The organism is Streptomyces sp. TRM70350, assembly GCF_019219825.1.
Lineage (GTDB): Bacteria > Actinomycetota > Actinomycetes > Streptomycetales > Streptomycetaceae > Streptomyces.
Map to the genome: position 1 here is coordinate 41,733 of NZ_JAHUXH010000021.1, position 23,880 is coordinate 65,612.

The 23,880-nt window shown below is 70.8% G+C and carries 22 protein-coding genes and 3 pseudogenes; 9 read left to right on the forward strand and 16 right to left on the reverse strand.

The features are described from left to right. Positions 1–147: 147 nt before the first annotated feature. Positions 148–726 (forward strand): 2'-5' RNA ligase family protein, encoded by a 579-nt coding sequence (locus KWI83_RS26495; RefSeq protein ID WP_218516892.1) that lies wholly within the window; start codon positions 148–150, stop codon positions 724–726. A gap of 4 nt (positions 727–730) precedes the next feature. Here KWI83_RS26495 and KWI83_RS26500 read toward each other — a convergent pair whose 3' ends face one another. Beyond that, positions 731–1,486, reverse strand: coding sequence for a decaprenylphospho-beta-D-erythro-pentofuranosid-2-ulose 2-reductase (locus KWI83_RS26500; RefSeq protein ID WP_218516893.1), 756 nt, complete (start codon positions 1,484–1,486; stop codon positions 731–733). 220 nt (positions 1,487–1,706) lie between these two features. Further along, positions 1,707–2,145 (reverse strand): annotated as a pseudogene (locus KWI83_RS26505) (FAD-dependent oxidoreductase); the annotation flags it as partial. A gap of 510 nt (positions 2,146–2,655) precedes the next feature. Here KWI83_RS26505 and KWI83_RS26510 point away from each other — a divergent pair. Further along, on the forward strand, positions 2,656–3,570 hold the full coding sequence (locus KWI83_RS26510; protein ID WP_218516894.1) for a YihY/virulence factor BrkB family protein: 915 nt from the start codon (positions 2,656–2,658) through the stop codon (positions 3,568–3,570). A gap of 39 nt (positions 3,571–3,609) precedes the next feature. Here KWI83_RS26510 and KWI83_RS26515 read toward each other — a convergent pair whose 3' ends face one another. Further along, entirely contained in the window at positions 3,610–4,905 is a 1,296-nt protein-coding gene (locus KWI83_RS26515; RefSeq protein ID WP_308122194.1) for a D-alanyl-D-alanine carboxypeptidase, read from the reverse strand. Between the two features lie 91 nt (positions 4,906–4,996). On the opposite strand from KWI83_RS26515, the gene KWI83_RS26520 reads away from it, so the two are divergent. The 3 genes from KWI83_RS26520 (at position 4,997) to KWI83_RS26530 (ending at position 7,076) form a co-directional block, all read left to right on the forward strand. After that, the gene (locus tag KWI83_RS26520; protein ID WP_218516896.1) at positions 4,997–5,236 is read left to right on the forward strand and encodes an SCO4848 family membrane protein; all 240 of its coding nucleotides are present in this window, start codon (positions 4,997–4,999) and stop codon (positions 5,234–5,236) included. 34 nt (positions 5,237–5,270) lie between these two features. Continuing rightward, complete coding sequence (locus tag KWI83_RS26525; RefSeq protein ID WP_218516897.1) at positions 5,271–6,572, forward strand: metallophosphoesterase; 1,302 nt, start codon at positions 5,271–5,273, stop codon at positions 6,570–6,572. Between the two features lie 105 nt (positions 6,573–6,677). Next, entirely contained in the window at positions 6,678–7,076 is a 399-nt protein-coding gene (locus KWI83_RS26530) for an ATP-binding protein (RefSeq protein ID WP_218516898.1), read from the forward strand. A 26-nt stretch (positions 7,077–7,102) separates the two neighbouring features. Here KWI83_RS26530 and KWI83_RS26535 read toward each other — a convergent pair whose 3' ends face one another. Beyond that, positions 7,103–8,569, reverse strand: a complete 1,467-nt coding sequence (locus KWI83_RS26535; RefSeq protein WP_218516899.1) for a cell wall metabolism sensor histidine kinase WalK — start codon at positions 8,567–8,569, stop codon at positions 7,103–7,105. After that, on the reverse strand, positions 8,566–9,255 hold the full coding sequence (locus KWI83_RS26540) for a response regulator transcription factor (RefSeq protein WP_218516900.1): 690 nt from the start codon (positions 9,253–9,255) through the stop codon (positions 8,566–8,568). Before KWI83_RS26540 ends, KWI83_RS26535 begins: the two co-directional genes overlap by 4 nt. A gap of 167 nt (positions 9,256–9,422) precedes the next feature. Between KWI83_RS26540 and KWI83_RS26545 the strand changes: the two genes are divergently transcribed. Beyond that, on the forward strand, positions 9,423–11,825 hold the full coding sequence (locus tag KWI83_RS26545; protein WP_218516976.1) for an MMPL family transporter: 2,403 nt from the start codon (positions 9,423–9,425) through the stop codon (positions 11,823–11,825). Here KWI83_RS26545 and KWI83_RS26550 read toward each other — a convergent pair. The 10 genes and pseudogenes from KWI83_RS26550 to KWI83_RS26595 form a co-directional block, all read right to left on the reverse strand. Beyond that, positions 11,822–12,433, reverse strand: a complete 612-nt coding sequence (locus tag KWI83_RS26550) for a Uma2 family endonuclease (protein ID WP_218516901.1) — start codon at positions 12,431–12,433, stop codon at positions 11,822–11,824. The genes KWI83_RS26545 and KWI83_RS26550 overlap by 4 nt on opposite strands. Before the next feature lie 91 nt (positions 12,434–12,524). Then, positions 12,525–13,180: pseudogene (locus KWI83_RS26555) on the reverse strand (TetR/AcrR family transcriptional regulator). An 87-nt stretch (positions 13,181–13,267) separates the two neighbouring features. Then, positions 13,268–13,726: a DCC1-like thiol-disulfide oxidoreductase family protein gene (locus tag KWI83_RS26560; RefSeq protein ID WP_218516902.1), complete on the reverse strand. Its 459-nt coding sequence runs from the start codon at positions 13,724–13,726 to the stop codon at positions 13,268–13,270. Between the two features lie 77 nt (positions 13,727–13,803). Beyond that, positions 13,804–14,158: pseudogene (locus tag KWI83_RS26565) on the reverse strand (hypothetical protein). 45 nt (positions 14,159–14,203) lie between these two features. Beyond that, positions 14,204–14,614: a VOC family protein gene (locus KWI83_RS26570; RefSeq protein ID WP_218516903.1), complete on the reverse strand. Its 411-nt coding sequence runs from the start codon at positions 14,612–14,614 to the stop codon at positions 14,204–14,206. A gap of 199 nt (positions 14,615–14,813) precedes the next feature. Next, on the reverse strand, positions 14,814–15,575 hold the full coding sequence (locus KWI83_RS26575) for a succinate dehydrogenase iron-sulfur subunit (protein WP_218516904.1): 762 nt from the start codon (positions 15,573–15,575) through the stop codon (positions 14,814–14,816). Continuing rightward, complete coding sequence (gene sdhA, locus KWI83_RS26580) at positions 15,575–17,329, reverse strand: succinate dehydrogenase flavoprotein subunit (protein ID WP_218516905.1); 1,755 nt, start codon at positions 17,327–17,329, stop codon at positions 15,575–15,577. Before sdhA ends, KWI83_RS26575 begins: the two co-directional genes overlap by 1 nt. A 22-nt stretch (positions 17,330–17,351) precedes the next feature. Next, positions 17,352–17,834 carry a succinate dehydrogenase hydrophobic membrane anchor subunit gene (locus KWI83_RS26585; RefSeq protein WP_218516906.1) on the reverse strand — a complete coding sequence of 161 codons (483 nt, stop codon included), beginning with the start codon at positions 17,832–17,834 and terminating at the stop codon, positions 17,352–17,354. A gap of 5 nt (positions 17,835–17,839) precedes the next feature. Continuing rightward, entirely contained in the window at positions 17,840–18,220 is a 381-nt protein-coding gene (gene sdhC / locus KWI83_RS26590; RefSeq protein WP_218516907.1) for a succinate dehydrogenase, cytochrome b556 subunit, read from the reverse strand. Between the two features lie 239 nt (positions 18,221–18,459). Further along, entirely contained in the window at positions 18,460–18,918 is a 459-nt protein-coding gene (locus tag KWI83_RS26595; RefSeq protein WP_374106385.1) for a 2-oxo-4-hydroxy-4-carboxy-5-ureidoimidazoline decarboxylase, read from the reverse strand. Between the two features lie 213 nt (positions 18,919–19,131). On the opposite strand from KWI83_RS26595, the gene KWI83_RS26600 reads away from it, so the two are divergent. The 3 genes from KWI83_RS26600 to KWI83_RS26610 all read left to right on the forward strand — a co-directional run bounded on the left by KWI83_RS26600 (position 19,132) and on the right by KWI83_RS26610 (position 22,509). After that, positions 19,132–20,784 (forward strand): glycoside hydrolase family 20 protein, encoded by a 1,653-nt coding sequence (locus KWI83_RS26600; RefSeq protein ID WP_218516908.1) that lies wholly within the window; start codon positions 19,132–19,134, stop codon positions 20,782–20,784. Between the two features lie 179 nt (positions 20,785–20,963). Then, complete coding sequence (locus tag KWI83_RS26605; protein WP_218516909.1) at positions 20,964–21,533, forward strand: hypothetical protein; 570 nt, start codon at positions 20,964–20,966, stop codon at positions 21,531–21,533. A 565-nt stretch (positions 21,534–22,098) separates the two neighbouring features. Next, positions 22,099–22,509, forward strand: coding sequence for a hypothetical protein (locus tag KWI83_RS26610; RefSeq protein ID WP_218516910.1), 411 nt, complete (start codon positions 22,099–22,101; stop codon positions 22,507–22,509). Between the two features lie 445 nt (positions 22,510–22,954). Here KWI83_RS26610 and KWI83_RS26615 read toward each other — a convergent pair whose 3' ends face one another. Beyond that, on the reverse strand, positions 22,955–23,845 hold the full coding sequence (locus KWI83_RS26615) for a septum formation family protein (protein WP_218516911.1): 891 nt from the start codon (positions 23,843–23,845) through the stop codon (positions 22,955–22,957). Positions 23,846–23,880 lie beyond the last annotated feature (35 nt).

A 23,880-nucleotide genomic window follows, 5' to 3' on the forward strand; every position in this document is an offset into this window, starting at 1 on the left:
CCCGTACTCCCGCACAGCGCTGCACATCACTGCGGCTGCGCCTGCCGACGGTACAGCCGGAGCCGTACAGTCGATAGCCGGACGGCCGCAACCGCGGCCACCCGTGCCTGCTTGAGACCCGTACCCGACTCGACGACAGGAGACCACGTGGGGACCGTAACGATCGGTGTGTCGATCGCGGTCCCGGAGCCGCACGGCAGCCTGCTCCAGCAGCGGCGCGCGGGCTTCGGCGACGCCGCGGCTCACGGCATCCCCACACATGTCACCCTGCTGCCGCCGACGGAGGTCGACGACTCGGAGCTGCCCGCGATCGAGGCGCACCTCGCCGAGGTCGCCGCCGCCGGGCGCCCCTTCGTGATGCGGCTGTCCGGCACCGGGACCTTCCGGCCACTCTCGCCGGTCGTGTACGTCCAGGTCGTCGAGGGCGCCGAGGCCTGCACGTGGCTGCAGAAGCAGGTCCGGGACGGCTCCGGCCCCGTGGCCCGCGAACTGCAGTTCCCGTACCACCCGCACGTCACCGTCGCCCACGGCATCGACGAGGCGGCCATGGACCGCGCCTTCGAGGAACTCGCCGACTACCAGGCCGAGTGGGCCTGCACCGGCTTCGCGCTCTACGAACAGGGCCCCGACGGCGTGTGGCGCAAGCTCCGGGAGTTCGCGTTCGGCGGTGCGGTGGTGCCTCCGCAGGCGGGGCATGTGGAGCGGGGCACCATTCCCAGCCGTTAGCCCGTTACACCGGCAGCCGCCGGAACACTCCGCGCGGGACGTGTCGGAGCGCCGCCATCACCAGACGGAGCGATCCGGGTACCCACACCGTCTCGGAGCGGCGGCGCAGGCCCAGTTCGATGGCGGTCGCGACCGCTTCAGGGGTGGTCGCGAGAGGGGCTTCCGCCAAGCCGGTGGTCATCTTCGAGCGGACGAATCCGGGGCGTACGACCATGACGTGTACGCCCGTTCCGTGCAGCGCGTCGCCCAGGCCCTGGGCGAACGTGTCGAGGCCCGCCTTGCTGGAGCCGTAGATGAAGTTCGCGCGGCGGGCGCGTTCGGCGGCGACCGAGGACAACACGACCAGGGAGCCGTGTCCCTGGGCCTGCAACGCGCGGGCGCTGACCAGGCCCGCCGAGACCGCTCCCGTGTAGTTGGTCTGCGCGACGCGCACCGCGCTCACCGGCTCGCGCTCGTCGTGCGCCTGGTTGCCGAGGATCCCGAACGCGAGCAGCACCATGTCGATGTCGCCCTCCGCGAAGACCTTGCCGAGCACCGCCTCGTGGGACTCGGGGTCGAGCGCGTCGAAGGCGACGGTGTGCACCTCGGCACCCAGGGCGCGCAGGCCGTCGGCTGCCCGCTCCAGGGCGGGCGAGGGGCGTCCGGCCAGCCACACCGTGCGCGTACGGCGGACGATCAGGCGGCGGGCGGTGGCCAGTGCGATCTCGGACGTGCCGCCGAGGACGAGGAGGGACTGGGGGAGACCGAAGGCGTCCTTCATGACAGCTCCTGGAGAGGGCGGGCTATGGGGGTGGGTTGGGGCGACGTGGGGGCGGGCTGGGTGGTCGGTTGGCGGTGAGGTGGAGCGGGCTGGGCGGTCGGTTGGGTAGTGAGGGTGGGACGGGGCTGGGTGGTCGGCTGGGGGAGGCGACGTGGGGACGGGGCTGTGTGGTCGCCTGGGGGGCGACGTGGGGCGGGCTACGAGGTCGGCTGGGGGCGACCAGGGACGGTACGTGCTGGGCGAAGGAGCCCGCGACGTGGTGGTTCTTGCCGTGGATGTCCGCACCGATCGCCCCGCCGACCGTGACGTGCCGCGTGCCGGGCGTCACGGGCACGAACCAGCCGAGCGGCAGCAGCACTTCCATCAGGCGGTGCAGGGAGACGCCCGCGTCGCACAGGACGGTCCCGCCGACGACGTCGATGGCGTGGATCCGGTCCAGGCCCGCCATGTCGAGCACCGTCCCGCCGGCGTCCTGCGCAGCGTCCCCGTACGCCCGCCCCAGGCCCCTCGCGATGTCGCCGCGAGCCCCGCAGTCCCGGACGGCGGTCACGGCCTCCTGGTACGTCCGAGGGCGGATCACCCGGGCGGTGGTGGGAGCGGGTGCGGCCCCACCCGGCGACGCGGGCGATGGTGGTGGGGGGCGCTGTCTCGGCAGGCATGGGGGTGACCGTAACGCCCTATGTGTCGTATTGATTCTGAAACATCCGTCAGCTCCCCGGAACGGGTGATTAATGGGATGTCGCTCCATATTGCTGGATCTGCCACGGGGTTGACGTGAACAGTGAGTCCCCATGGACCACCGGCACGTCGAGGCGGCCCCCACTCCACGCCAGGCGGTGGGCGCCGCCCTCTCCGCGGCCCTGCTCAGAACCGCCCGCCCCAAGCAGTGGGTCAAGAACGCCCTGGTCGTCGCCGCCCCGGCCCCCGCGCACCGCTCGCCTTCGTCGCCGTCGGCCTCCTCGCGCACCTCACCGACCTCGCCCCCCTCCACCTGGTACGCCGTCGTCCTCAACGGCGAACCTCGACACCGCCTCCGGCACGGGAATCGGCATGGCGTCGGACACAACCCTTCGGTTCTGGGGCAGAAGGACATTGGTGTTCGGCATCGACCGGGCGGCCGACGGACGCGTCGGACGGATCGGCGGTGAAGCGGAGGGCAGGCTCGGATCATGGACTGGCTGAAAAAGCTCCCCGTCATCGGCCCCCTGGCCACCCGGCTGATGGCCACACACGCGTGGCGGTCGTACGAGCGGCTGGACCGCGTGAAGTGGACACGACTGGCCGCCGCGATGACGTTCACCAGCTTCGTCGCGCTGTTCCCGCTGCTCACCCTGGGCGCCGCGATCACCGCCGCCACCCTCAGCGCCGAGCAGCAGAAGGAGATCCAGGACAGGATCGGCGAGCAGATCCCCGGCATCTCCGACCAGCTGAACATCGGTTCCCTGGTCGACAACGCCGGCACCGTCGGGATCATCGCCGGCGCCCTGCTGCTGTTCACCGGCATCGGCTGGGTCGGCTCGATGCGCGGCTGTCTGCGCGCGGTGTGGGAGCTGCCGGACGACGAGGAGAACCCCGTCCTGCGCAAGGCCAAGGACGCGGGCGTTCTGCTGGGGCTGGGCGGCGCGCTGCTCGTCACCCTCGCCGCGTCCGCCGTCGCCTCGGCCGCGGTCGGCTGGATCGCGGGCCGACTGGGCCTCGACGAACACGGCTGGGGCAGCCTGCTGCTGCGCGTCGCCGCCTTCGCCGTCGCCGTACTCGCCGCCTTCCTGCTCCTGCTGTACGTCCTCACACTGCTGCCCGGTGTCGAGCCCACCCGGCGGCGGCTGATCGTGGGCGCGCTGGTGGGCGCGGTCGGCTTCGAACTGCTGAAGCTGCTGCTGAGCGGCTATATGCAGGGCGTGGCCGCGAAGAGCATGTACGGCGCGTTCGGCGTCCCCGTCGCCCTGCTGCTGTGGATCAACTTCACCTCGAAGCTGGTCCTGTTCTGCGCGGCCTGGACGGCGACGCCGAGCAAGGAGACCGAGCGGGCGGAGGCCGACGGGGACGACGACGTACCGGATACGGCGGCGGCAGGTGGGGGCTGAGCAGCAGCCCCCGGCGACGCACCAGGCACAGGGGCGTGGTCACCGCCTGTGCAGCGGCCACCGCCGGTTCACCAGGAACGCCCCGCCCGCGAGCAGCGCCAGCAGCCCGCCCGTGATGGCGAGGGCGATGCCGATGCCGCTGGAGCCGCTCGCGGTCGTCGCGCTCGCCACGGGCTTGGCCGACTCCCCGCCGGTCCCGACGCCCCCGCCCGCCTCGCCGGAGCCGCCGGCGGCGTTCGCCTTGCCTGAGGCGGTGGCGCCGGGCTGGGCGACGGTCGCGCCCTTCGGCGGCACCAGCTCACCCACCGGCTGCACCTTCCCGGCCGCCTTGAAGCCCCAGTCGAACAGCCGCGCGGTCTCCTTGTAGACCTCGTTGTGCTCGTCCTTCTCCGGGTTCATCACGGTGACCAGCAGCACCTTGCCGCCCCGCTCGGCGACGCCGGTGAAGGTGGCGCCCGCGTTGGTGGTGTTGCCGTTCTTGACGCCCGCGATGCCCTGGTACTGGGAGATGTCGTAGTCGCCGGTCAGCAGCCGGTTGGTGTTCTGGATCTCGAAGGACTTCCGGACCGTCTTGCCCTTCTTGTTCTTCGTCGTCTCGCCCGGGAACTTCGCGGTCACCGTCGAGCAGTACTCGCGGAAGTCCTTCTTCTGCAGCCCGGAGCGGGCGATCAGCGTCAGGTCGTACGCGGAGGAGACCTGGCCGGGGGCGTCGTAGCCGTCGGGGCTGACCACGTGCGTGTCGAGGGCCTGGAGCTCCTCGGCGTGCTGGTTCATCTCCTTGACGGTGTTCTCGACGCCCTTGTTCATCGCGGACAGCACGTGCACGGCGTCGTTGCCGGAGCGCAGGAAGACACCGAGCCACAGGTCGTGGACGGTGTACGTCTCGTTCTCCTTTATGCCGACCATGCTGGAGCCGGAACCGATGCCCGCCAGGTCGGAGGGGGCCACCTTCCGGGTCGCCGTCTTGGGGAACTTCGGCAGCAGCGTGTCCGCGAACAGCATCTTCAGGGTGCTCGCCGGGGCCAGCCGCCAGTGCGCGTTGTGCGCGGCGAGCACCTCGCCGGACTCGGCGTCGGCGATGATCCACGACCGCGCGGTGACGTCCTTGGGCAGCACCGGGACCCCGCTCGCCAGGTTCACCTGCGTCCCCGGACGGCCCAGCCGCGCGCCGCCCACGGTCGACATGTTCGCCGGGGGAGTGGCCGACGGGCTCGGCGTGGAAGTCGGCGACGGGCGGGGCGCCGCGAAGGCGGCGGGCGCGGTCAGCGACAGGGACAACAGGGTCGCGGAAGCGAGCAACAGGGATCGCCGGGCGGTCTTCATGGGTGCGGGCACGAGCGAGAACGTACATGTACGGTCCCCGGAAGTCCCGCCGCGCTCGTCACCCCGGCGCACGAACCGGACACCCGGCGGCGATACTGAACGCATGAAACTCAGCCGCCCGATCTCCTGGTTCCTGCTCGCCTTCGGGGTGTGGAGCTGGGTCATCTGGGTCACTTTCGTCAACAACCTGATCAAGGACAGCAGCGGGCTGGCGTTCGAGGACGGTCAGCCGACGGCGTACTTCTGGGTGCATCTGCTGCTCGCCGTCGTCTCCCTCGTATTGGGGACGGTCATCGGGGTCATTGGGTTGCGCGGACTGCGCGCCCTGCGCCGCAAGTCATAGCGCTCCGAACCCCGGACAAGGAGAGAACAGCAGCATGGTGATCGTCTTCCTGCTCGTCGTCGTGAGCGTCCTCGTGGTGGCGAACTGGTATCTGTGGCGCCGCCTCTTCCGCGACACGACCCGACGCGCGGGCGCGCTGCGCCGTGCCGGCGCGGTGCTGATCGGGGGCGGCTGGGTGCTCGCGATCGGCGCCCTGGTCGCCGAACGCGCGGGCGCCCCCTTCTGGCTCCAGCAGGCCCTGGCCTGGCCGGGCTTCCTGTGGCTCGCGCTGTCGATCTATCTGCTGCTCGCCGTGGTCGCGGGTGAGGTGGTACGACCCCTGCTCCGGCGTTTCCTCGAACGCCGGGACGCGCGGAAGCGGGCGCCGGCCGCCGCCGACGTACCGCGGCCGGAGCCGATACCGGCGGGCGCACCGCCCAAGGAGGCCGTCTCCACCGAGGCCCCCGAGGACGCCGCGTTCCCGGAGGTCCCGGAGGCAGAGGCACCCACCCCCGCGGAGGAACCGCGGTCCCCCTCCCGCCGCCTGTTCGTCTCCCGCGTCATCGCGGGCGCCGCCGCCACGGCGGCCGTCGGCACGGTCGGCGTCGGCACGTACGGCGTCCTGAACGGCCCCGCAGTGAAGCGCGTCACCGTCCCGCTGGCCAAGCTCCCGCGCGCGGGGCACGGTTTCCGGATCGCGGTGGTCAGCGACATCCATCTGGGCCCGGTCCTCGGCCGGGGCTTCGCCCAGAAGGTCGTCGACACCATCAACTCCACGCAGCCCGACCTGATCGCCGTGGTCGGCGACCTGGTCGACGGCAGCGTGCAGGACCTGGGCCCCGCGGCCGCGCCCCTGGCGCAGCTGCGCGCCCGGCACGGCGCGTACTTCGTCACCGGCAACCACGAGTACTTCTCCGGCGCCGAGCAGTGGGTCGAGCAGGTACGGCGGCTGGGCCTGCGCCCGCTGGAGAACGCGCGTACGGAACTCCCGTTGTTCGACCTGGCGGGCGTCAACGACGTCTCGGGCGAGAGCGAGGGCCAGGGCCCGGATTACGCCAGGGCGCTCGGCGACCGCGACGCCACGCGCGCGTGCGTGCTCCTCGCCCACCAGCCGGTCCAGATCCACGAGGCCGTCAAGCACAATGTGGACCTCCAGCTCTCCGGCCACACCCACGGCGGCCAACTGTGGCCCGGCAACCTGCTCGCGGCGGCCGCGAACCCGACCGTCGCGGGCCTGGAGCGCTACGGCGACACCCAGCTGTACGTCAGCCGCGGCGCGGGCGCCTGGGGACCGCCCACGCGCGTGGGCGCCCCCTCCGACATCACGGTGATCGAGCTGGCGTCGCCCCAGGCGTAGGGCCGTCGCAGGCGATGTGCAACCACCGGATCCGCCCAAGTCCCGCCGGACAGCGCTCCGACACAGCACCATGTGTGGAAGGTGTGCGCGCGGTGAGGAGCGAACGTGGTGAGACGCTACGCCTTCCGGCTGCCCCTGCACCCGGCCTCCGTCGGTCTCGCGCGGCGCCGGGTGCGGGACCATCTGACCGACTGGGGACACGGGCCGGACGCCCCGTCGCTGACCGACGCCGTGCTGCTGGTGTCCGAGCTCGCCACCAACGTCGTACGCCACGGGCCGCGGACCGAGGCCGACTTCGAGGTCGCGGTGACCGCGCTGGCCGACGGCTCCTGCCTCGTCGAGGTCTCCGACGAGGACCGCCACATACCCAGCCTGCGGCCGGTCGACGACGAGGAGGCGGGCAGAGGCCTGCACCTGGTGGAACACATCGCCGCGGCCTGGGGCGTGTGGAGCCGGGGCAGCCACGGGAAGACGGTGTGGGCCCTCATGCACGCCGAGATGTAGGCCGTACGCCCTCCGTCGGCCCAGGCCTACGCCCGCACCGGCGCCCGCACCGGCAAGGTCACCGTCACCGCAAGCCCCTCACCCGGCGCCGTACGCACGCCCACCTCACCCCCGTGCGCCTGGACGACGCCCTGCACGATCGCCATCCCCAGCCCGCTGCCCGCGCCGCCTCCCGCGCGGAAGAAGCGGTCGAAGACACGGGCCGCGTCCTGCTCGTCCAGCCCGGGCCCGTCGTCCGCGACACACAGCCGCACCACCCCGTCGCCCTCCCGTTCCACCCCGAGCCGCACCGGCACGTCGGCGGGCGTGTGGATGCGCACGTTGGCCAGCAGGTTGCCGAGGACCTGGCGCAGCCCGGACTCGTCGGCGTGCACCAGCACCGAGCCGTCGGCACGGACGGACAGGGGCCGCTCCGGCTGCTGGACGCGCAGGTCCTCGGCCGCCTCGCGCACCAGACGGCTCACGTCGACGTTGCGGAAGCGCAGTTCGGGCTGTTGGTCGAGACGGGCCAGGGTGAGGAGTTCGTCGACGAGGCGGCCCATGCGGTCTGCCTCCGTGAGCACCCGCTCCCAGGCGCGTTTGCGGTCGGCCGGGTCGCGCAGCATGCCCTGGTCGTAGAGCTGGAGGTAGCCGCGTATCGCGGACAGCGGGGTGCGCAGTTCGTGCGAGGCGTCGGCGACGAAGCGGCGCAGCTGGGCCGCGCTGCGCTCGCGCGTGCGGTACGCCGACTCCACCTGGTGGAGCATGGAGTTGAGGGCGAGCCGCAGCTGCTCGACCTCCAGGGTGGCCTCACGGCTGGACGGCACGCGCCGGGTGAGGTCGCCTTCGGCGATGGCCGTCGACGTCTCGACCATGTCCTCCAGGGGCTGGGTCCGGCGGCGCACGCTGAACATCGTCAGCCAGGCCAGCATGGCCAGCAGCAGCGTGCCGGCGGCGAGGTCGAGCTTGACGGCCCGGGCGACGACCTGGCGCAGCGGTTCGGTGGAGGTGGCGAGCAGCACGGTCGTGCCGTCGGCGAGCCGCCCGGCGGTGACGCGGTACTGGTCGTCCCGCACCTCGACGTCGTGCGGTTCGGTGTCGGCGGCGAGGGCCGCCGGGTCGTCCACTGCGGCGGCCAGGGCGCGCTGCGTGTCGGTCGGGACGAGACCGCCGATGGTCCTGGCCTGCCCGCCGCGGTCCACGGCCACGAAGACCGAGCCCTGCACCAGTGAGTCGGCCTCGGCGCCCGCGGAGTCGGGAGACAGCCTTTCGCTGAGGGCGAACAGTGCGGCCATCGAGTCGGCCTGCTCGAAGGTCAGCGGCGCGTCGCCGATCGAGTCCCGGGACAGCATCAGCTCCCGGTCGACGGCGTCGAGCAGATAGAGCCGCATGCCCATCACACTGACGCAGGTCGCCACGACGACACCGAGGGCCAGCAGCAGCACGTTCGTCAGCGTCAGCTTGCCGCGCAGGGAGCGCGGGCCGCGCTCCCAGCGCCACGTCCGCCGCCTCATGCCAGCCCGTACCCGACGCCGCGCCGGGTGGTGATCACCGGCGGTCCCAGGGTGTCCAGCTTGCGCCGCAGATAGCTGATGTAGGTCTCCACGACGGTCGACTCGGGCGGCACGTGCTCGTACTGCCAGACGTGCCGCAGCAGTTGCTCCTTGGGCACGATCCGGCCGCCGTTGCGCACCAGGAAGCGCAGCAGCGCGTACTCCGTCGGGGTCAGCTCGACCGACTTGCCCGCGCGGTGGACGCAGTACGTCGTCTCGTCCAGCTCCATGTCGCCGTACCGCAGGGGCGGCCGCTGGGGCAGGACGTCGGCGGGGCGGGTGCGGCGCAGCACCGCGGTGACCCGGGCGATCACCTCGTCGATGTTGAACGGCTTGGTGATGTAGTCGTCGCCGAAGCCGAGGGCGCCGACGATCTCCGCGGGGGAGTCGCGCGCGGTGAGGAAGACCAGCGCCAGGTCCGGGCGGCGCTCGCGCAGTTCCCGGCCCAGCGCCCGGCCGTCGCCGTCCGGGAGCATGACGTCGAGCAGCGCCGCGTCGGGCCGGGTGCGCTCGGCCAGGGTGAGCGCCTCGCGGACCGTGCCCGCGGTCATGACCTCGAAACGGTGGTAGCGCAGGGCGATCGCGAGGACGTCGGCGATGCTCACCTCGTCCTCCACGACCAGCACGGTGCCGGGAGCCGTCGTCATGCCCCCAGTATCGGCGCGGGCACTGACAACGGGGCCCGGTTCGCTTTGGAGTTCCTTGAGAGTCATGGCCGGGCCGTGTCCACGCGCGTGTGCCGCCACCAATCCTGTTGCGCAAGGACCTGGGGGACCAACCGACTTGCGATGAAGGAGCGTTGAGCGTGGCGACATTGGCACGGTGGTGCTATCGGCACCGGCTGGTGGTCCTGGTGCTGTGGGTGGGGGCGCTGTTCGGACTGGGCTTCACGGCGACGACGGCGGGCACGGACTACGCGAACGTCTTCTCCCTGCCGAACACTGACTCCAAACGCGCGTACGACCTGATGGCGAAGGCCTTCCCGGAGAGCGCCGGCGACACCGACACGGTGGTGTGGAAGGTCGACGAGAGCTCGGTGCGGGACGCGGACGTACGGTCCCGGATCGAGCCCGCGCTGGCCGAGATCGGCCGGATGGAGGGCGTCGGCGAGGTCGCCGGCCCGTACGCCGGTGAGCGGGGCGCGGCGCAGATCAGCCGGGACGGGCGGATCGCGTACGCCCAGATCACCTTCACCGAGCAGGCGAACGCCATCCCCATGGAGCTGATCGAGGAGGTCGTGGACACCGCGCAGGCGGCCGAACGCGACGGGCTCCAGGTCGAGTTGGGCGGCCAGGCGATCGCCCGCACTCAGGAGCCGCCCACCGGCACGGCCGAGCTGGTCGGCATCGTGGCGGCGGCGATCGTGCTGTTCCTGGCCTTCGGCTCGCTGTTCGCGATGCTGCTGCCGATCGTCGTGGCGATCTTCGGGGTGGGCACCGGCATGCTCACGACGATGCTGCTCAGCCATGTCACGAACGTGCCCGACGTGGCCCCGCTGCTGGGCTCGCTGATCGGCCTCGGCGTCGGCATCGACTACGCGCTGTTCATCGTCACCCGGCACCGGCGGGGCATCCTGCGCGGTACGAAGCCGGAGGAGGCGGCCGTCACCGCCCTCAACACCTCCGGCCGCGCGGTGCTGTTCGCGGGCGGCACGGTCTGCATCGCGCTGGCCGGCATGCTGGTGATGAACCTGCGCTTCCTGGACGGTGTGGTCATCGCGACCTCCCTCACCGTCGTGTTCAGCGTCCTCGCCGCCGTCACGCTGCTGCCCGCGCTGCTGGGCCTGCTCGGCACGCGGGTGCTCAGCCGCCGGCAGCGGCACCGGCTGGCCCACACGGGACCGGAGCCGGAGGAGGCGAGCGGGCTTGCGGCGCGCTGGTCGTCGTACGTCCAAAGGCGCCCGCGCTCGATCGCGGCACTCGCGCTCGCGGTCATGGTGGTGCTGTCCCTCCCCGTCCTGTCCATCCGGCTGGGCGCCACCGACCAGGGCAACCACCAGGACACGACGACCACCCGGCAGGCCTACGACCTGCTCGCCGAGGGCTTCGGCCCCGGCTTCAACGGCCCGCTCCAGGTCGTGGTCGACGGCCAGGCCCCCGACTCGCTCGTCTCACGCATCGAGTCCACCGAGGGCGTCGCCCAGGTGGCCGCCGTACCGCCCGCGAACGACGTCACGGTGATCCAGGTGGTGCCGACGACCTCACCGCAGTCCGAGGAGACGGACCGGCTGATCGACGTACTGCGCGACGAGGTGATCCCGGCGTCCGGCGCCGAGGCCCACGTGGGAGGCGTGACGGCGGTCTTCAAGGACTTCGCGTCGGTGACGGGCGACCGGCTGCCGTACTTCATCGCGACGATCATCGCGCTCGGCTTCCTGCTGCTCCTGGTGGCCTTCCGCTCGCTGGTGGTCCCGCTGACGGCGGCGGTGATGAACCTGATCGCGGCGGCCGCGTCGTTCGGTGTCCTGGTGGCGGTCTTCCAGTGGGGCTGGGGCACGGAGCTGCTCGGCATCGGCAAGGAGGGCCCGATCACGGCGTTCCTGCCGGTCATCATGCTGTCGCTGCTGTTCGGCCTGTCGATGGACTACCAGGTGTTCCTGGTGAGCCGGATGCACGAGGAGTGGGTGCACACGAAGGACAACGCGCGGGCGGTCCGGGTGGGGCTCGCGGAGACCAGCCGGGTCATCAACTGCGCGGCGTTGATCATGATCTGCGTGTTCAGCGCCTTCGTCCTGAGCGGCGACCTGGAGGGCGCGATGGCGGGCATCGGCCTGGCGGCGGCGGTCGCGCTGGACGCGTTCATTTTGCGTACGGCGCTGGTGCCGGCGGCGATGCATCTGCTGGGGCGGGCCAACTGGTGGCTGCCGGCGGGGCTGGAGAAGCGGTTGCCGCATCTGGCGGTGGAGCCGAAGGAGGAGCCGGTGGAGACGGTGCCTGAAGGGCCTTCGTCGGTGATCCACGGCTTCATCCGCACGGCGGACGGTGAGCCGGTGGAGGGGGCGGCGGTGACGCTGCTGTCGCGAGGCGGCCGTCAGCTCGACCGGGTGACGTCCCTGGCGGACGGCTCGTACATCGTGGCGGTGCCGGGGCCGGGGGCGTATCTGCTGGCGGCGACGGCGAGCGGGCTGGGCTCCCGGGCACGGCATGTGGTCGTGGAGGAGGGGCCGTTGGTGTACGACGTGGAGGTGGCCGAGGGGGAGGTGGACGTGGTCAACTAGCTGTCCGCTGTCCGCTGTCCGGCTTTCAGGATCTTCTCGACATCGAGGGTGACCTTGGCGCCGATGGATTCAGGGAGCGTGACGATCTCGCCTGGGGCGTGGACGCGGTGGTTCGCGTACTCGTCCTCGGCGGGGTCGGTAAGGACGTGGAGGCGCTGGTGCTTGCGGTCGACGATGACGTAGACCGGGACCTTGGCGTTGGCATAAGCGGTGACCTTGGTCTGGAGATCGATTTTCCAGTTGCTGGAGGTCACCTCCAGAACCAACCGGAAGGCGACGGGGTCGTAAGCGTTGTTCTCGACGTAGTAGCCGTCGATGTCAGCATCCACCACGGACAGGTCAGGTGTGGCGTAGTCCTCGGGACCATCGGGGAGCCAGATGCTGATGTTCTGCAGGACTTCGGTCTCGCTTCCGGCCAGCCCAGCCTCGGCGAAGGGGTCCCTCAGCCGGTCCAAGGCCCGTGCATGGGGGGCGTCCGGGGACGGGGTCACGAGGATCTGGCCTCCGATGATCTCGACGCGATAGCCCGGACGTCGCTCCATGATCTCGTCGGCCAGGACCGTTAGCGGCCGAGCACCGAAGGGCCGCTCAACAGCTGCTGCGGACATCACGTGCCTCCCGTGGGCTGGTGTCGAGAGCATCATCGTAGGCAGCCCTGATGCATGGTGTCCCGTGACGGACGCTTCACCCCAAAGTGGATCACTCCCCCCGCCCCTTGACTGCCGGATCCGGCAACACCCGCGTCATCCCCGGCAAGAAGTCCGTGAACAGCTCATGCACCTCCAGCACAAGCGGCCGCAGCACCCGGAACCGGGCCAGCGCCACCCCCCGCGCGGTGAGCCGCGCCCCCCGCTCGGCCAGCCGGTAGCTCCGCTCGCGCCCCTCGGTCCTGTCGAAGATCCAATAGAGCACGAGGCCCATCTGGGACAGCCACATCAGCTCCGGCAGCACGTCCCGCAGCTCCTGGGGGACCTTCGCCTCCGAACCCGCCAGCACCTCCCTGTGGACGCTGATCGCCTCCACGCGCGCGTGCTCCGACTCCGGGGAGAACGGACTGAGCGGGCTGTCGGGATCGGCGGCGTTCTTGAAGAACTGCACCGCGAACTCGTGGTACGGCTTCGCCACGTCCAGCCAGGCCCTGAGGACGCCCGCGAGCCGTGCCTCCAGGTCGGTCTCCCGGTCCAGCACCTCCCGGACCGCCGCCCGGTGCTCGGCGGCGATCCGGTCGTAGAAGCCCTGGATCAGGAGCTCCTTCCCGGCGAAGTAGTAGTACGCGTTGCCGACGGAGACCCGGCCTCCTGCGCGATGGCCCGCATGGTGGTCTTGTCGTACCCACGCTCCCGGAACAGCCGCATCGCCGTCTCCAGGATCAGCGCACGGGTCTGTTCGGACTTGGTGGGCACGTTCTGCGGCTTCTTGGCGTCCTCGGACACGGAGAGAGCCTAGTCAGTGGGACAGGCGCCGCCCGCGCAGCCCGATGGGACGTACATCCAGCCCAGGTCCGGCTCGTACGTCCACCCTTCCGCGCGGCGGTGCGCCTGCCCGCCCCACTGCCCGTCGCGCCACTTCGCGGCGGCAGGCGCGGCCTTCCTGGCGACCCGCATCCCGGCCGGGGTGCTGAGGCGATGCGCGAGTCCCCTGTGCTCGCGCAGCGCCCACAGTGTCACGATCCAGGCGGCGGCGCCCTGATACACCTGGCCGCCGTCCCCGACGACGGTGATCTCGTCGAGGGTGGCGCGGTGGTCGAGGCCGGGAAAGCGCCGACGGGCCTCGGCGGAACCGGCCGGTACCAGGTCCAGCGGCACCAGCTGCCGCTGCCGTACCAGCCAGTCGCGCAGGAAGGCGCACAGGGCGCACTCGGCGTCGTACAGCACGGTCAGCCGGCGAACCGGGACGCGCACCGCGCCCCGGCCCCCCTCCGGGACCGTTGCGGTGCTCCCGCCCCGGCCCCCCTCCGCGGCCGCGGTCCCCACGGTGCTCACGCCCCGGCCGCCGGAGCGACCCAGTCCTGCGGCGGGACCGGCGGCAGCTGCTCCCGCTCCATCGCCCCGCGCCGCCGGATCCGGTTGAGCCCGTACACGTTGCCCAGGTGCATCACCCCGAGCACCAGCAGGACCACGCCCGGCTTCGTCGACAGCGCCTCGAAGACGCCGCGCGTGGGCGATGGTCCCGTCGCCGCTCAGGTACAGCGCGACGAAGCCGAGGTTGACCAGGTAGAAGCCGACCACCAGCAGGTGGTTGACGGCGTCGGCCGGCTTCTCGTTGCCGTGCAGTACGTCGGCCAGGAGGATCCACCCGTTGCGGCTGAGCGTACGGGCCACCCAGACGGTCAGGGCCCTGTTTGAACACGTTCAAGGCGGATGTGCGGGCACCTCGCGTCAGGGTCTTCGGCCCAACTCCGGCCGTTTGCCGTAGTCCGTGAACCCGAGGACGTTCCCCCAGGGATCGGCGATCTCGACGGCCCACCCGGTCGCCACGGGACTCGGCTCGTCGAGCAGCGGGATCCCCGCGGCGGTCAGCGCCTCGGCCGCCGCCCGCGCGTCCGGCACCTCCACCCACACCCGCGGGGACGGCCACGGCGGCGGGCGGTGTCCGAACTCCTCCTCCTGGCGCAGCAGAAGCCCGGGCGTCTCACCCCCGACCTTCAGCAACGCGATCCCGGCCTCGTCGAGCCGGAACCCCGTCGTGAACCCGGCCCGCTCGTAGAACGCCACGGCCTCACCGAGGTTCCCGACGGGCAACAGCACGTTGTCGAAACCGAGCAGCTCGTACGACTCGTCATCTGACATGCCGTCAGGGTAGGGCGGTGAGTGGCCGAACCCCGGCATTGTCAGTGGCGGCCCGTACTGTCGTCGGCATGGCAGTCGTGACGATCGTCGACGAGGTTCACCGATGTGCACCAGCCGTAGACGCGCCGGGCCCCGCCTCCGGTGCGTCACCGGCAGACGGGGCCCTCACCGCACGGAGCGGGACGGAGCGAGCAGGAGGTCAGAAGCGGCGCGTGATCAGCGCCCGCTTCACCTCCGCGATCGCCTTGGTGACCTCGATACCGCGCGGGCAGGCGTCCGTGCAGTTGAACGTCGTGCGGCAGCGCCACACGCCGTCGCGGTCGTTGAGGATCTCCAGACGCTGCTCACCGGCCTCGTCACGCGAGTCGAAGATGAACCGGTGGGCGTTGACGATCGCCGCCGGGCCGAAGTACTGCCCGTCGTTCCAGAACACCGGGCACGAGGAGGTGCAGGCCGCGCACAGGATGCACTTCGTCGTGTCGTCGAACCGCTCCCGGTCCTCGGCGGACTGCAGACGCTCACGCGTCGGCTCGTTGGTGTCCTTCGTGATCAGGAAGGGCATCACGTCCCGGTACGCCTGGAAGAACGGCTCCATGTCCACGACCAGGTCCTTCAGGACCGTCAGGCCCTTTATGGCCTCGACCGTGATCGGCTTCTCGGGGTTGATGTCCTTGATCAGGGTCTTGCAGGCGAGACGGTTTTTGCCGTTGATCCGCATGGCGTCCGAGCCGCAGATGCCGTGCGCGCAGGAGCGACGGAACGTCAGGGTGCCGTCCAGGTCCCACTTGATCTTGTGCAGACCGTCGAGGACACGCTCCTTGGGGTCGATCTCCAGCTGGAAGTCTTCCCAGGTCGCGTCCGCCGAGACCTCCGGGTTGAAGCGGCGGATCCGGAAGGTGACGGTGATGTAAGGCGAGGCGGCGGAGTCCGCTTCGACCTTGTCCAGAACGGGGGTAGCCATCAGTACTTACGCTCCATCGGCTGGTAGCGGGTCTGGACGACCGGCTTGTAGTCGAGACGGACGGTTTCGGACCCGTCGGCGCCGACCTCGCGGTACGCCATGGTGTGGCGCATGAAGTTGACGTCGTCGCGGTTGGGGTAGTCCTCGCGGTAGTGACCGCCGCGGGACTCCTTGCGGGCCAGCGCGGACACCGCCATGACCTCGGCCAGGTCGAGCAGGTTGCCCAGCTCGATGGCCTCCAGCAGGTCCGTGTTGAACCGCTTGCCCTTGTCCTGGATCGCCACGTTCCTGTACCGCTCGCGCAGCTCGGCGATCTTCTCCACCGCCGTCTTGATGGTCTGCTCGGTGCGGAACACCATGACGTTGGCGTCCATGGTCTCCTGCAGTTCGCGCCGCAGGGTGGCCACCCGCTCGTTGCCCGTCGACGTCCGCAGCCGCTCGATCTGCTCCAGAACGAAGGACTCCGGGTTCTCCGGCAGCTCGACGAAGCCCGCCTTCTGCGCGTACTCCGCCGCGGCGATGCCCGCCCGCTTGCCGAAGACGTTGATGTCCAGCAGCGAGTTGGTGCCGAGGCGGTTGGCGCCGTGCACGGACACGCAGGCGACCTCGCCGGCGGCGTACAGGCCCGGGACGACGGTGGTGTTGTCCGCCAGGACCTCACCCTCGACGTTGGTCGGGATGCCGCCCATCGCGTAGTGCGCGGTCGGCTGGATCGGGATCGGGTCCGTGTACGGCTCGATGCCCAGGTAGGTGCGGGCGAACTCGGTGATGTCCGGGAGCTTGGCGTCCAACTGCTCCGGCGGCAGGTGGGTGAGGTCCAGGTAGACGTGGTCACCCTCGGGGCCGCAGCCGCGGCCCTCACGGATCTCGGTGTAGATGGAGCGGGACACGACGTCACGGGACGCCAGGTCCTTCATCACCGGCGCGTACTTCTCCATGAAGCGCTCGCCGTCCTTGTTGCGCAGGATGCCGCCCTCACCGCGGGCGCCCTCCGTCAGCAGGATGCCCATGCGCCAGATGCCGGTCGGGTGGAACTGGAAGAACTCCATGTCCTCCAGCGGGATGCCCCGCCGGTAGACCGCCGCCTGGCCGTCACCGGTCAGCGTGTGCGCGTTCGACGTCACCTTGAAGAACTTGCCGCAGCCGCCGGACGCGTAGATCACGGCCTTCGCCTGGAAGACGTGGACCTCACCGGTCGCCAGCTCGTACGCCACGACACCGGCCGAGCGCTTGACGCCGTCGACCTCGGTGATCAGCTGGTCGAGGACGTAGAACTCGTTGAAGAACTCCACACCCTCTTTGACGCAGTTCTGGTACAGCGTCTGGAGGATCATGTGGCCGGTGCGGTCGGCGGCGTAGCAGGAGCGGCGGACCGGGGCCTCGCCGTGGTTCCGGCTGTGCCCGCCGAAGCGGCGCTGGTCGATCGTGCCGTTCGGGGTCCGGTTGAACGGCAGGCCCATCTTCTCCAGGTCGAGGACCGAGTCGATGGCCTCCTTCGCCAGGATCTCGGCGGCGTCCTGGTCGACCAGGTAGTCACCGCCCTTGACCGTGTCGAAGGTGTGCCACTCCCAGTTGTCCTCCTCCACGTTGGCCAGCGCCGCGGCCATGCCGCCCTGCGCGGCGCCCGTGTGGGAGCGGGTCGGGTAGAGCTTGGTCAGCACGGCGGTGCGGCTGCGCTTGGTCGCCTCGATGGCGGCGCGCATGCCCGCGCCACCGGCGCCGACGATGACGGTGTCGTACTTGTGGATCTTCATCAGGAGTACCTCAGCCCCGTGCCTAGCGGATGTTCGGGTCGAAGGTGAAGATCACCAGCGTGCCCAGCAGGATGGTGAACACCGTGGCGGTGTACAGCAGGCCCTTCAGCCACAGGCGCGTGTTCGCGCGTTCCGCGTAGTCGTTGATGATCGTGCGCAGCCCGTTGGCGCCGTGCAGCATCGCCAGCCACAGCATCAGCAGGTCCCAGACCTGCCAGAACGGGGACGCCCAGCGGCCGGCCACGAAGGCGAAGCCGATCTTGGAGACGCCGCCGTCCAGCACGAGCTGGATCAGCAGGTGGCCGATGACCAGGACGACCAGCACGATGCCGGACAGCCGCATGAACAGCCAGGCGGCCATCTCGAAGTTGCCGCGTGTGGTCTTCGGGGTCTTCTTGGTGCGCTTGCGCGGCGGCTCGATCAGCGGCGCCGGGTTGTCGACCGTGTAGACGGAGGCGCCCTCGACGGGGCCGATACCGGAAGCGGTGCTCTCAGTGGTGGACATGCGCGTCAGCTCCCGAAGACTTCACGAGCGGCGTGGCCGAGGACGGGGTAGATCGCCCCGAGCATCAGCACGACCCAGACGGCCATGACGGTCCAGAGCATGTGCTTCTGGTAGCGCGCGCCCTTCGACCAGAAGTCGACGGCGACGACGCGCAGGCCGTTGAGCGCGTGGAAGAGGATGGCGGCGACGAGGCCGTACTCCAGCACGGCGACGAGCGGCGTCTTGTAGGTGGCAACGACCTCGTCGTAGGCCTCGGGGGAGACACGGACGAGAGCGGTGTCCAGCACGTGAACGAACAGGAAGAAGAAGATGAGGACGCCGGTGACTCGGTGAGCCACCCAGGACCACATTCCTTCCCGGCCGCGGTACAGCGTTCCAGCCGGCACGGAAGAACCCTCCGGGAGCGGGGACTGGGGCCTGCCGGCTTCGGTGTCGGACGGGCCCGGCCGGGTACGGTCCACCGGCCCCCAGCATCGTAGCGACGCGCTGCCGCTGGGCTGAGCCGGGGTCTGGGGATGTGATCAAACTGGCAGTCGATCGGGCTATTGGGGGTGGAGTGTGCTGTTATGTGCCGGGTGCGGGTGTGTTGTGGCTGGTCACGCCCACGCGGCGGAGCCGCACATCGTTACAGCCCAGCGCTCCTCAGGGCGTTCACCAGCCGTCCTCTTGCAAGGCGGCGGAGTTCTTCTGCCGCTATGGCCCGTTCCTCCTCCGGATCGTTTGTCAATCGTGACCGGATGGCTGCCAGGAGGCGGTCGAGGAGCTCGTCCGAGGGTGCGTCGTCCAGGCAGATGACGAACACATGCCCGAATCTGGCCTCGTATGCCGCGTGCGCCGCGCTCAGGGCCGTATGGGCGGCGGAGTACGTGTCCGCCGGGAGGGAGGGCAGGCACTCGGCGGCCAGGGCCTCCGCCAAATCTGCCGATGTCAGGTCGTACGCTGCCTCGTCCGCCGCCGCCAGCAGCGCGTCCGCGTCCGGGTACGGGCGGTGGTCGGCGACCCGCCGGGCCCAGCGGAGGCTGTGGAGGCAGCTCAGCAGCATGTGCCGCAGGTTTTCGGCGGGGGCGGTGTTGAAGTGCTCCACCGGTATGGCGGTACGGCCGGGGAGGTCTGGGAGACGGTGCGCAGGCAGCGTGGGTCCTCGTGGGCGTCACGTGTGTCGGCAGGGGATGCTGTGAGAGATGTGCCCGTCACGTTATCGAGAGTGGTCACGGCGTGTCCGAGGGATGCCTGAATTTCACCCGGACGGGAGAGTTTGAGGACGCGCGGTGGACGCTCGGGGTCGTACGTTGGCTGGGTGAGCCAGCACAGGCGCCGGGCGGCGCGGAGCGTGAGGCAGAGGCGGTTGCTGATCGCGGTGGTCGTCGCCGCGGTCGTGCTGACCGGGTTGGGCCTGGGGCTGTGGTCCGGGGGTGACGGTGCCGGGCCGGCCGGTACGGCGGCCCGGGCGCCGGGCGTCACGTCCGCGAGCCCGTCCGACCCCGCGGCGGCGGCCGCGCCGACCCCGACGCCCACCCGCTCGTACCCCCTGTCGACGGCCCCGCGCACCATTCCGGCCGTGCGCGACCACTCCCCGGCGCGCGGTCCCGGCTGGCGTCCCGAGCGGGGGCAGCGGGTCGTGGTGAACGACGCCGGGCTGGCCGACGAGGGGCGGCTGATAGCCGGTGAGCTGGGGCTCACGTACGCGGGCGAGAAGGGGGACACGAAGGCGGGGGATCTGCGGCTGGCGCTGAGCGGGGCGGCGGGCGCGAACCAGGAGTCGTACACCATGACCGTCCGCGGCGGGCGGGTCAGCATCAGCGCGGCCGGTGAGGCGGGGGTCTTCTACGGGACGCGCACGCTGAAGCAGACCGTGCGCGGTGGCGGTACGGCACCGGAGGGGGTCGTGCGGGACGGGCCCGCCAAGCAGCGACGCGGGCTGATGCTGGACATCGCCCGCAAGCACTTCACGGCCGACTGGATCGAGGACCGGGTGCGGGAGCTGGGCGACCTGAAGTTCAACGAGCTGGGGCTGCACTTCTCCGACGACCAGGGCTTTCGTATCGAGTCCGACTCGCATCCCGAAGTCGTGTCGCGGCAGCATCTGACCAAGGCGGAGGTCCGGCGGATCGTCCAGCTGGCCGAGAGCCGGCACATCACCGTCGTACCGGAGATCGACTCGCCGGGGCATCTGGGGGCGGTGATCGCCGCGCATCCCGATCTGCAGTTGCGCAATGCGCAGGGGACCGCGGCCACCGGGGCCGTGGACATCTCCGATCCGGCGGCCGCGAAGATCGTCGACGAGCTGCTCGACGAGTACGCCGGTCTCTTCCCCGGCAACCAGTGGCACCTCGGCGGCGACGAGTACCGGGCGCTCATGGCGTCCGACCCGGAGGCCTCGTACCCGCGGCTCGCGGCCGCCGCGCGCGAGGAGTACGGCTCCGGCGGGACCGTCGCCGACCTCGCCACCGGCTGGCTCAACGACCGCGCCGCCACCGTCCGCGCCCACGACCGCACCCCGCGCGCCTGGAACGACGGTTTCTACACCGGTACGTCCGTGCAGCCCGACCAGGACATCCAGGTCGCCTACTGGACGGGCAAGGAGATCGGGGCGCGCCGGCCGGTCGAGTACCTGAGGGCGGGGCGCCAGGTCATCAACTACAACGACGAGTTCCTGTACTACGTCCTCGGTCAGCCGCAGACCTTCGTCTATCCGACGGGGCAGCGGATATACGAGCAGTGGACGCCCCGGGTGCTGCGCGGGACGCAGCCGGTCGCGGCGCGCTACGACGGGCAGATACTCGGCGGTTCCTTCGCGGTGTGGTGCGACCTCGCGAACTCCCAGACGCAGGCCCAGGTCGCGGCGGGGATACGGATGCCGCTGCGGGCGACCGTCCAGAAGCTGTGGGACGCGGGTGAACCGGAGCTTTCCTGGGCGGAGTTCCGCACACTGGCGGATCAGCTCGACTGAGCCCTGCTAGCGGCTGCGGGTGCGAAGGGCCGAGGGGCGCTGACCCGTTGGCCGAAAGCTGTTCTTCCAGTTCCTTCGACCACTCGGTGTCGTGCGGGTGTGACAGTACGGCAGTATGGCGCGCAGTAAGGGGAAGTGCGGGCTCCGTAAGGGATGGCGCCCCGGGACGGGAGGCGTGGATGAGCCTGGTGGAACTGATCGCGCAGGCCGACGAGCGGGGGCTGGCCGTCAGCGCGCTGGCTTGTTTGGATCGGTGCGTGCCTCTGCTGGGCGGCGACGACGAGGTGCTGCGGCCGCTGTGGGCGAACCTGGCGGACAACGGCGACGCCGGCGAGTGGGGTGCGCTGCTGGACAAGGCGCGCGGGCAGTTGGGCGTCGCGGACGTCATGGACGCGGAGGATGCCGAGGACGAGGCCGCGTTGCTGGTCCGGCGGATGCTGGCCGCCGCCCCGGCCATGCGCTCCGGCGCCGAGGCGCGGGTGTGGGCCGACGGCTGCTCGGTGGCGTCCCTGCAGGTCCACCGCCTGCTCGACCCCGCGGAGGACGGCGCGGCCTCCGTCGACACGCGCCGCGAGGGCGGTACGGAGGCCATGTCCCCGCTCGTCGCCGCCGAACTGCGCCGCCAGATCACCGTCCTGGAACTCCTCACCGAACACGGCACGGCCGGCCTGCGCCGCGCCCTGGAGATCTCGACGGAGGGCCGCCGGGTCCTGCGCGCGGTGGTGTCCCGCCGGGCCCGGCAGGCCTGAGGCGCCGGACCCCTGCGAAGGGACGTGTGCCTGTCCTGGGAGCGTGTCGGGGACCCGTGTGGGCGGTGTGCTGGGTCGCTCGGGGGCGGCGTGGTGCCGAGCGTGCCCGAGAGGGTGTCGCGGGGGCCGTGTGGGCGGTGTGCTGGGTGGCTCGGGGGTGGCGTGGCGCCGAGGGTGTCCGAGAGGGTGTCGCGGGGTCCTGTGGGCTGTGTGTCTGGTGGCTCAGGGGCGGCGTGGCGCTGAGGTCTGCGGGCTTGGCCCCCGGAGGGTCCGGCAGGGCTGAGTCCCGGGGCCCGGGGCGTCATCCGGTCGCCGGAAGGGACTTGTGACTGTCCCGCGAGGGTGTCGGGGTCCGCGTGACGCCGAGGTTGGCGCGCTAGGCCCCGGAGGGCCCGGCAAGCTGCCTGAGCCCCGGATCCGGGATCGTAAACCCGCCCTGGCGCAAGGATCCTGTGGCTGTCCTGAGGGCGCGTTGGGGCGGTCCTGCGCCGGTTGCGGGCAGTGGTCGGAAACGGGTGACGAATCGTTGCCGCGGGGCGCTTTTCCGAGTGTGACGACCCAGACTGTGACGACGACCCAGGCGGGGGCGACCCCCGAGAACAGGCCCTCGGCCGCGGCGAAGCCGGTGCGGTGGGCGGCGGACGCGGTGGCGACCCTGCGTGAGGGAGCGCGGCTGCGGCTCGACTACTCCGCGCCGTCCCTGTGGCGTGCCGACCGGATGATCGACGACCTGCGCCGGGAGGGCACGCCGTACGCCGCCGCGGAGAACATACTGCGCGGGCTCGGGGCGTACGCCGGTGAGGTCATCGTCCGTCAGGCCGGTGCCGAGTGGTGGGCGAGCGGCGGTGACCACTGGGTCCGGACGCCGGACGGCCGCCTGTGGGATCCGATCGACGAGGCGCGGCGGTGTTTCGCGGGCGACGGCTCGCTGCGGTTGCTGTGCCGGGACGCGACGAGTGAGGAGTCGCGGGGGTAGCGCCGACGAGGCATGACGCGGCCGGGCCCCGTCGCGGCGGACCAGGACCGACGGTTGCGTTATCAGTACGCCCTGTCGGTCGCGTACGGCTGGAAGATTGGGGGGTGGCCGAGTTGGCACTGAAGCTCGCCTATTCACCGACTGGCGCAGAGGTCGGCCGGTTCGGCGAGCTTCGCGTCTTCGTCTGCTGCGAGGACGACCGACACCGACCCGTCCTCGACATCCAATGACGACTGGCAACGCCAAGCGCTGGGACCCCAGTCCGGCATGCATGGTATGGGCGTCGGCGACTACAACCCGGGCCTGAACCACTTCGGGCGTTACGAATGCTCCAGTCCCACACCCGGAAGCTTCAGTGCCGTGATGAACGCGTCGAATGCCGTGGCGGGGAAGGTGAGTTCAAGGAAGCGAGGCCGCGTCCTTGGTGGACGCGGCCCGCAGGGCGTCAGGCCGCCCAGACCTCGGCATCGTCGGCCGGGACGGTGGTGGCCAGGCCCAGTTCCTTGCGGGCGGCGACCGTCTTGTTCGGGTCGAGGCCGGTGAAGGCCGGGTCGTAGGCGAGGTAGAACGCGTCGACGTCGGTGGCGCTCGCGGCCTTCTTCCAGTGCTCGGCCGTCTTCTTCAGCTGTTCGCGGAGCTTGCCGATCTCCGTGCCCTCGATGTCCTGCAGGCCTTCGAGGTGGGTATCGAGGGCGGCTGCGACGGCCTTGGCCTGCGTCTTGTAGCCGTCCAGGTCCTCCTCGACGGAATCCGCGTCGGGCTGGTTCGCCCACAGAGCGTCGTAGACGGCGTTCGCACCCTTCAGGTACGTGGTCTGTTCGGGCTTCAGGGACTTCGCGTCGGCCTGCAGTGAGCCGGTGAACTTGCCCGATTCATTGGTGTAGGTGCAGCTCACGGCGCGGTCACCCGTCGCCCAGCTCTCCTTGGTCGGGGTGTAGTAGTAGAGGTCGACCCCCTTGGGGAGCGCCCAGGTGTCCTGGGCGAACTTCCCTGCCTCGACCGGGCATCGCTCGTCGGCGATCGCCGCGACCGCGTCGTCGCCGGGGTACGTCTTCTCTCCGTCGATGTTGAATTCGCCGACGACCTGACCCGCGTGCGCCTCGCCGCAGGGCACGATCTCGACGGCGAACGCCTCGCCCTCGACCTTGCCGTTCGGGTTGTAGCAGTCCCCGATGCCCAGCGAGAACACCGATCGCTGGCGGGCCACCTTCTTCGCGCCGTCCTTGGCGCTGTCGACGGCATCCGAGACGTCCGAGCACCCCACCGCGCCGATCGCGAGCAGGGCGATGACGGCAGCTATGCCGCGAACAGGGCGGTATGGGGCGCGAATTGCCATGACGTGCACATCCTCTTACGGGATTTTTATGACGG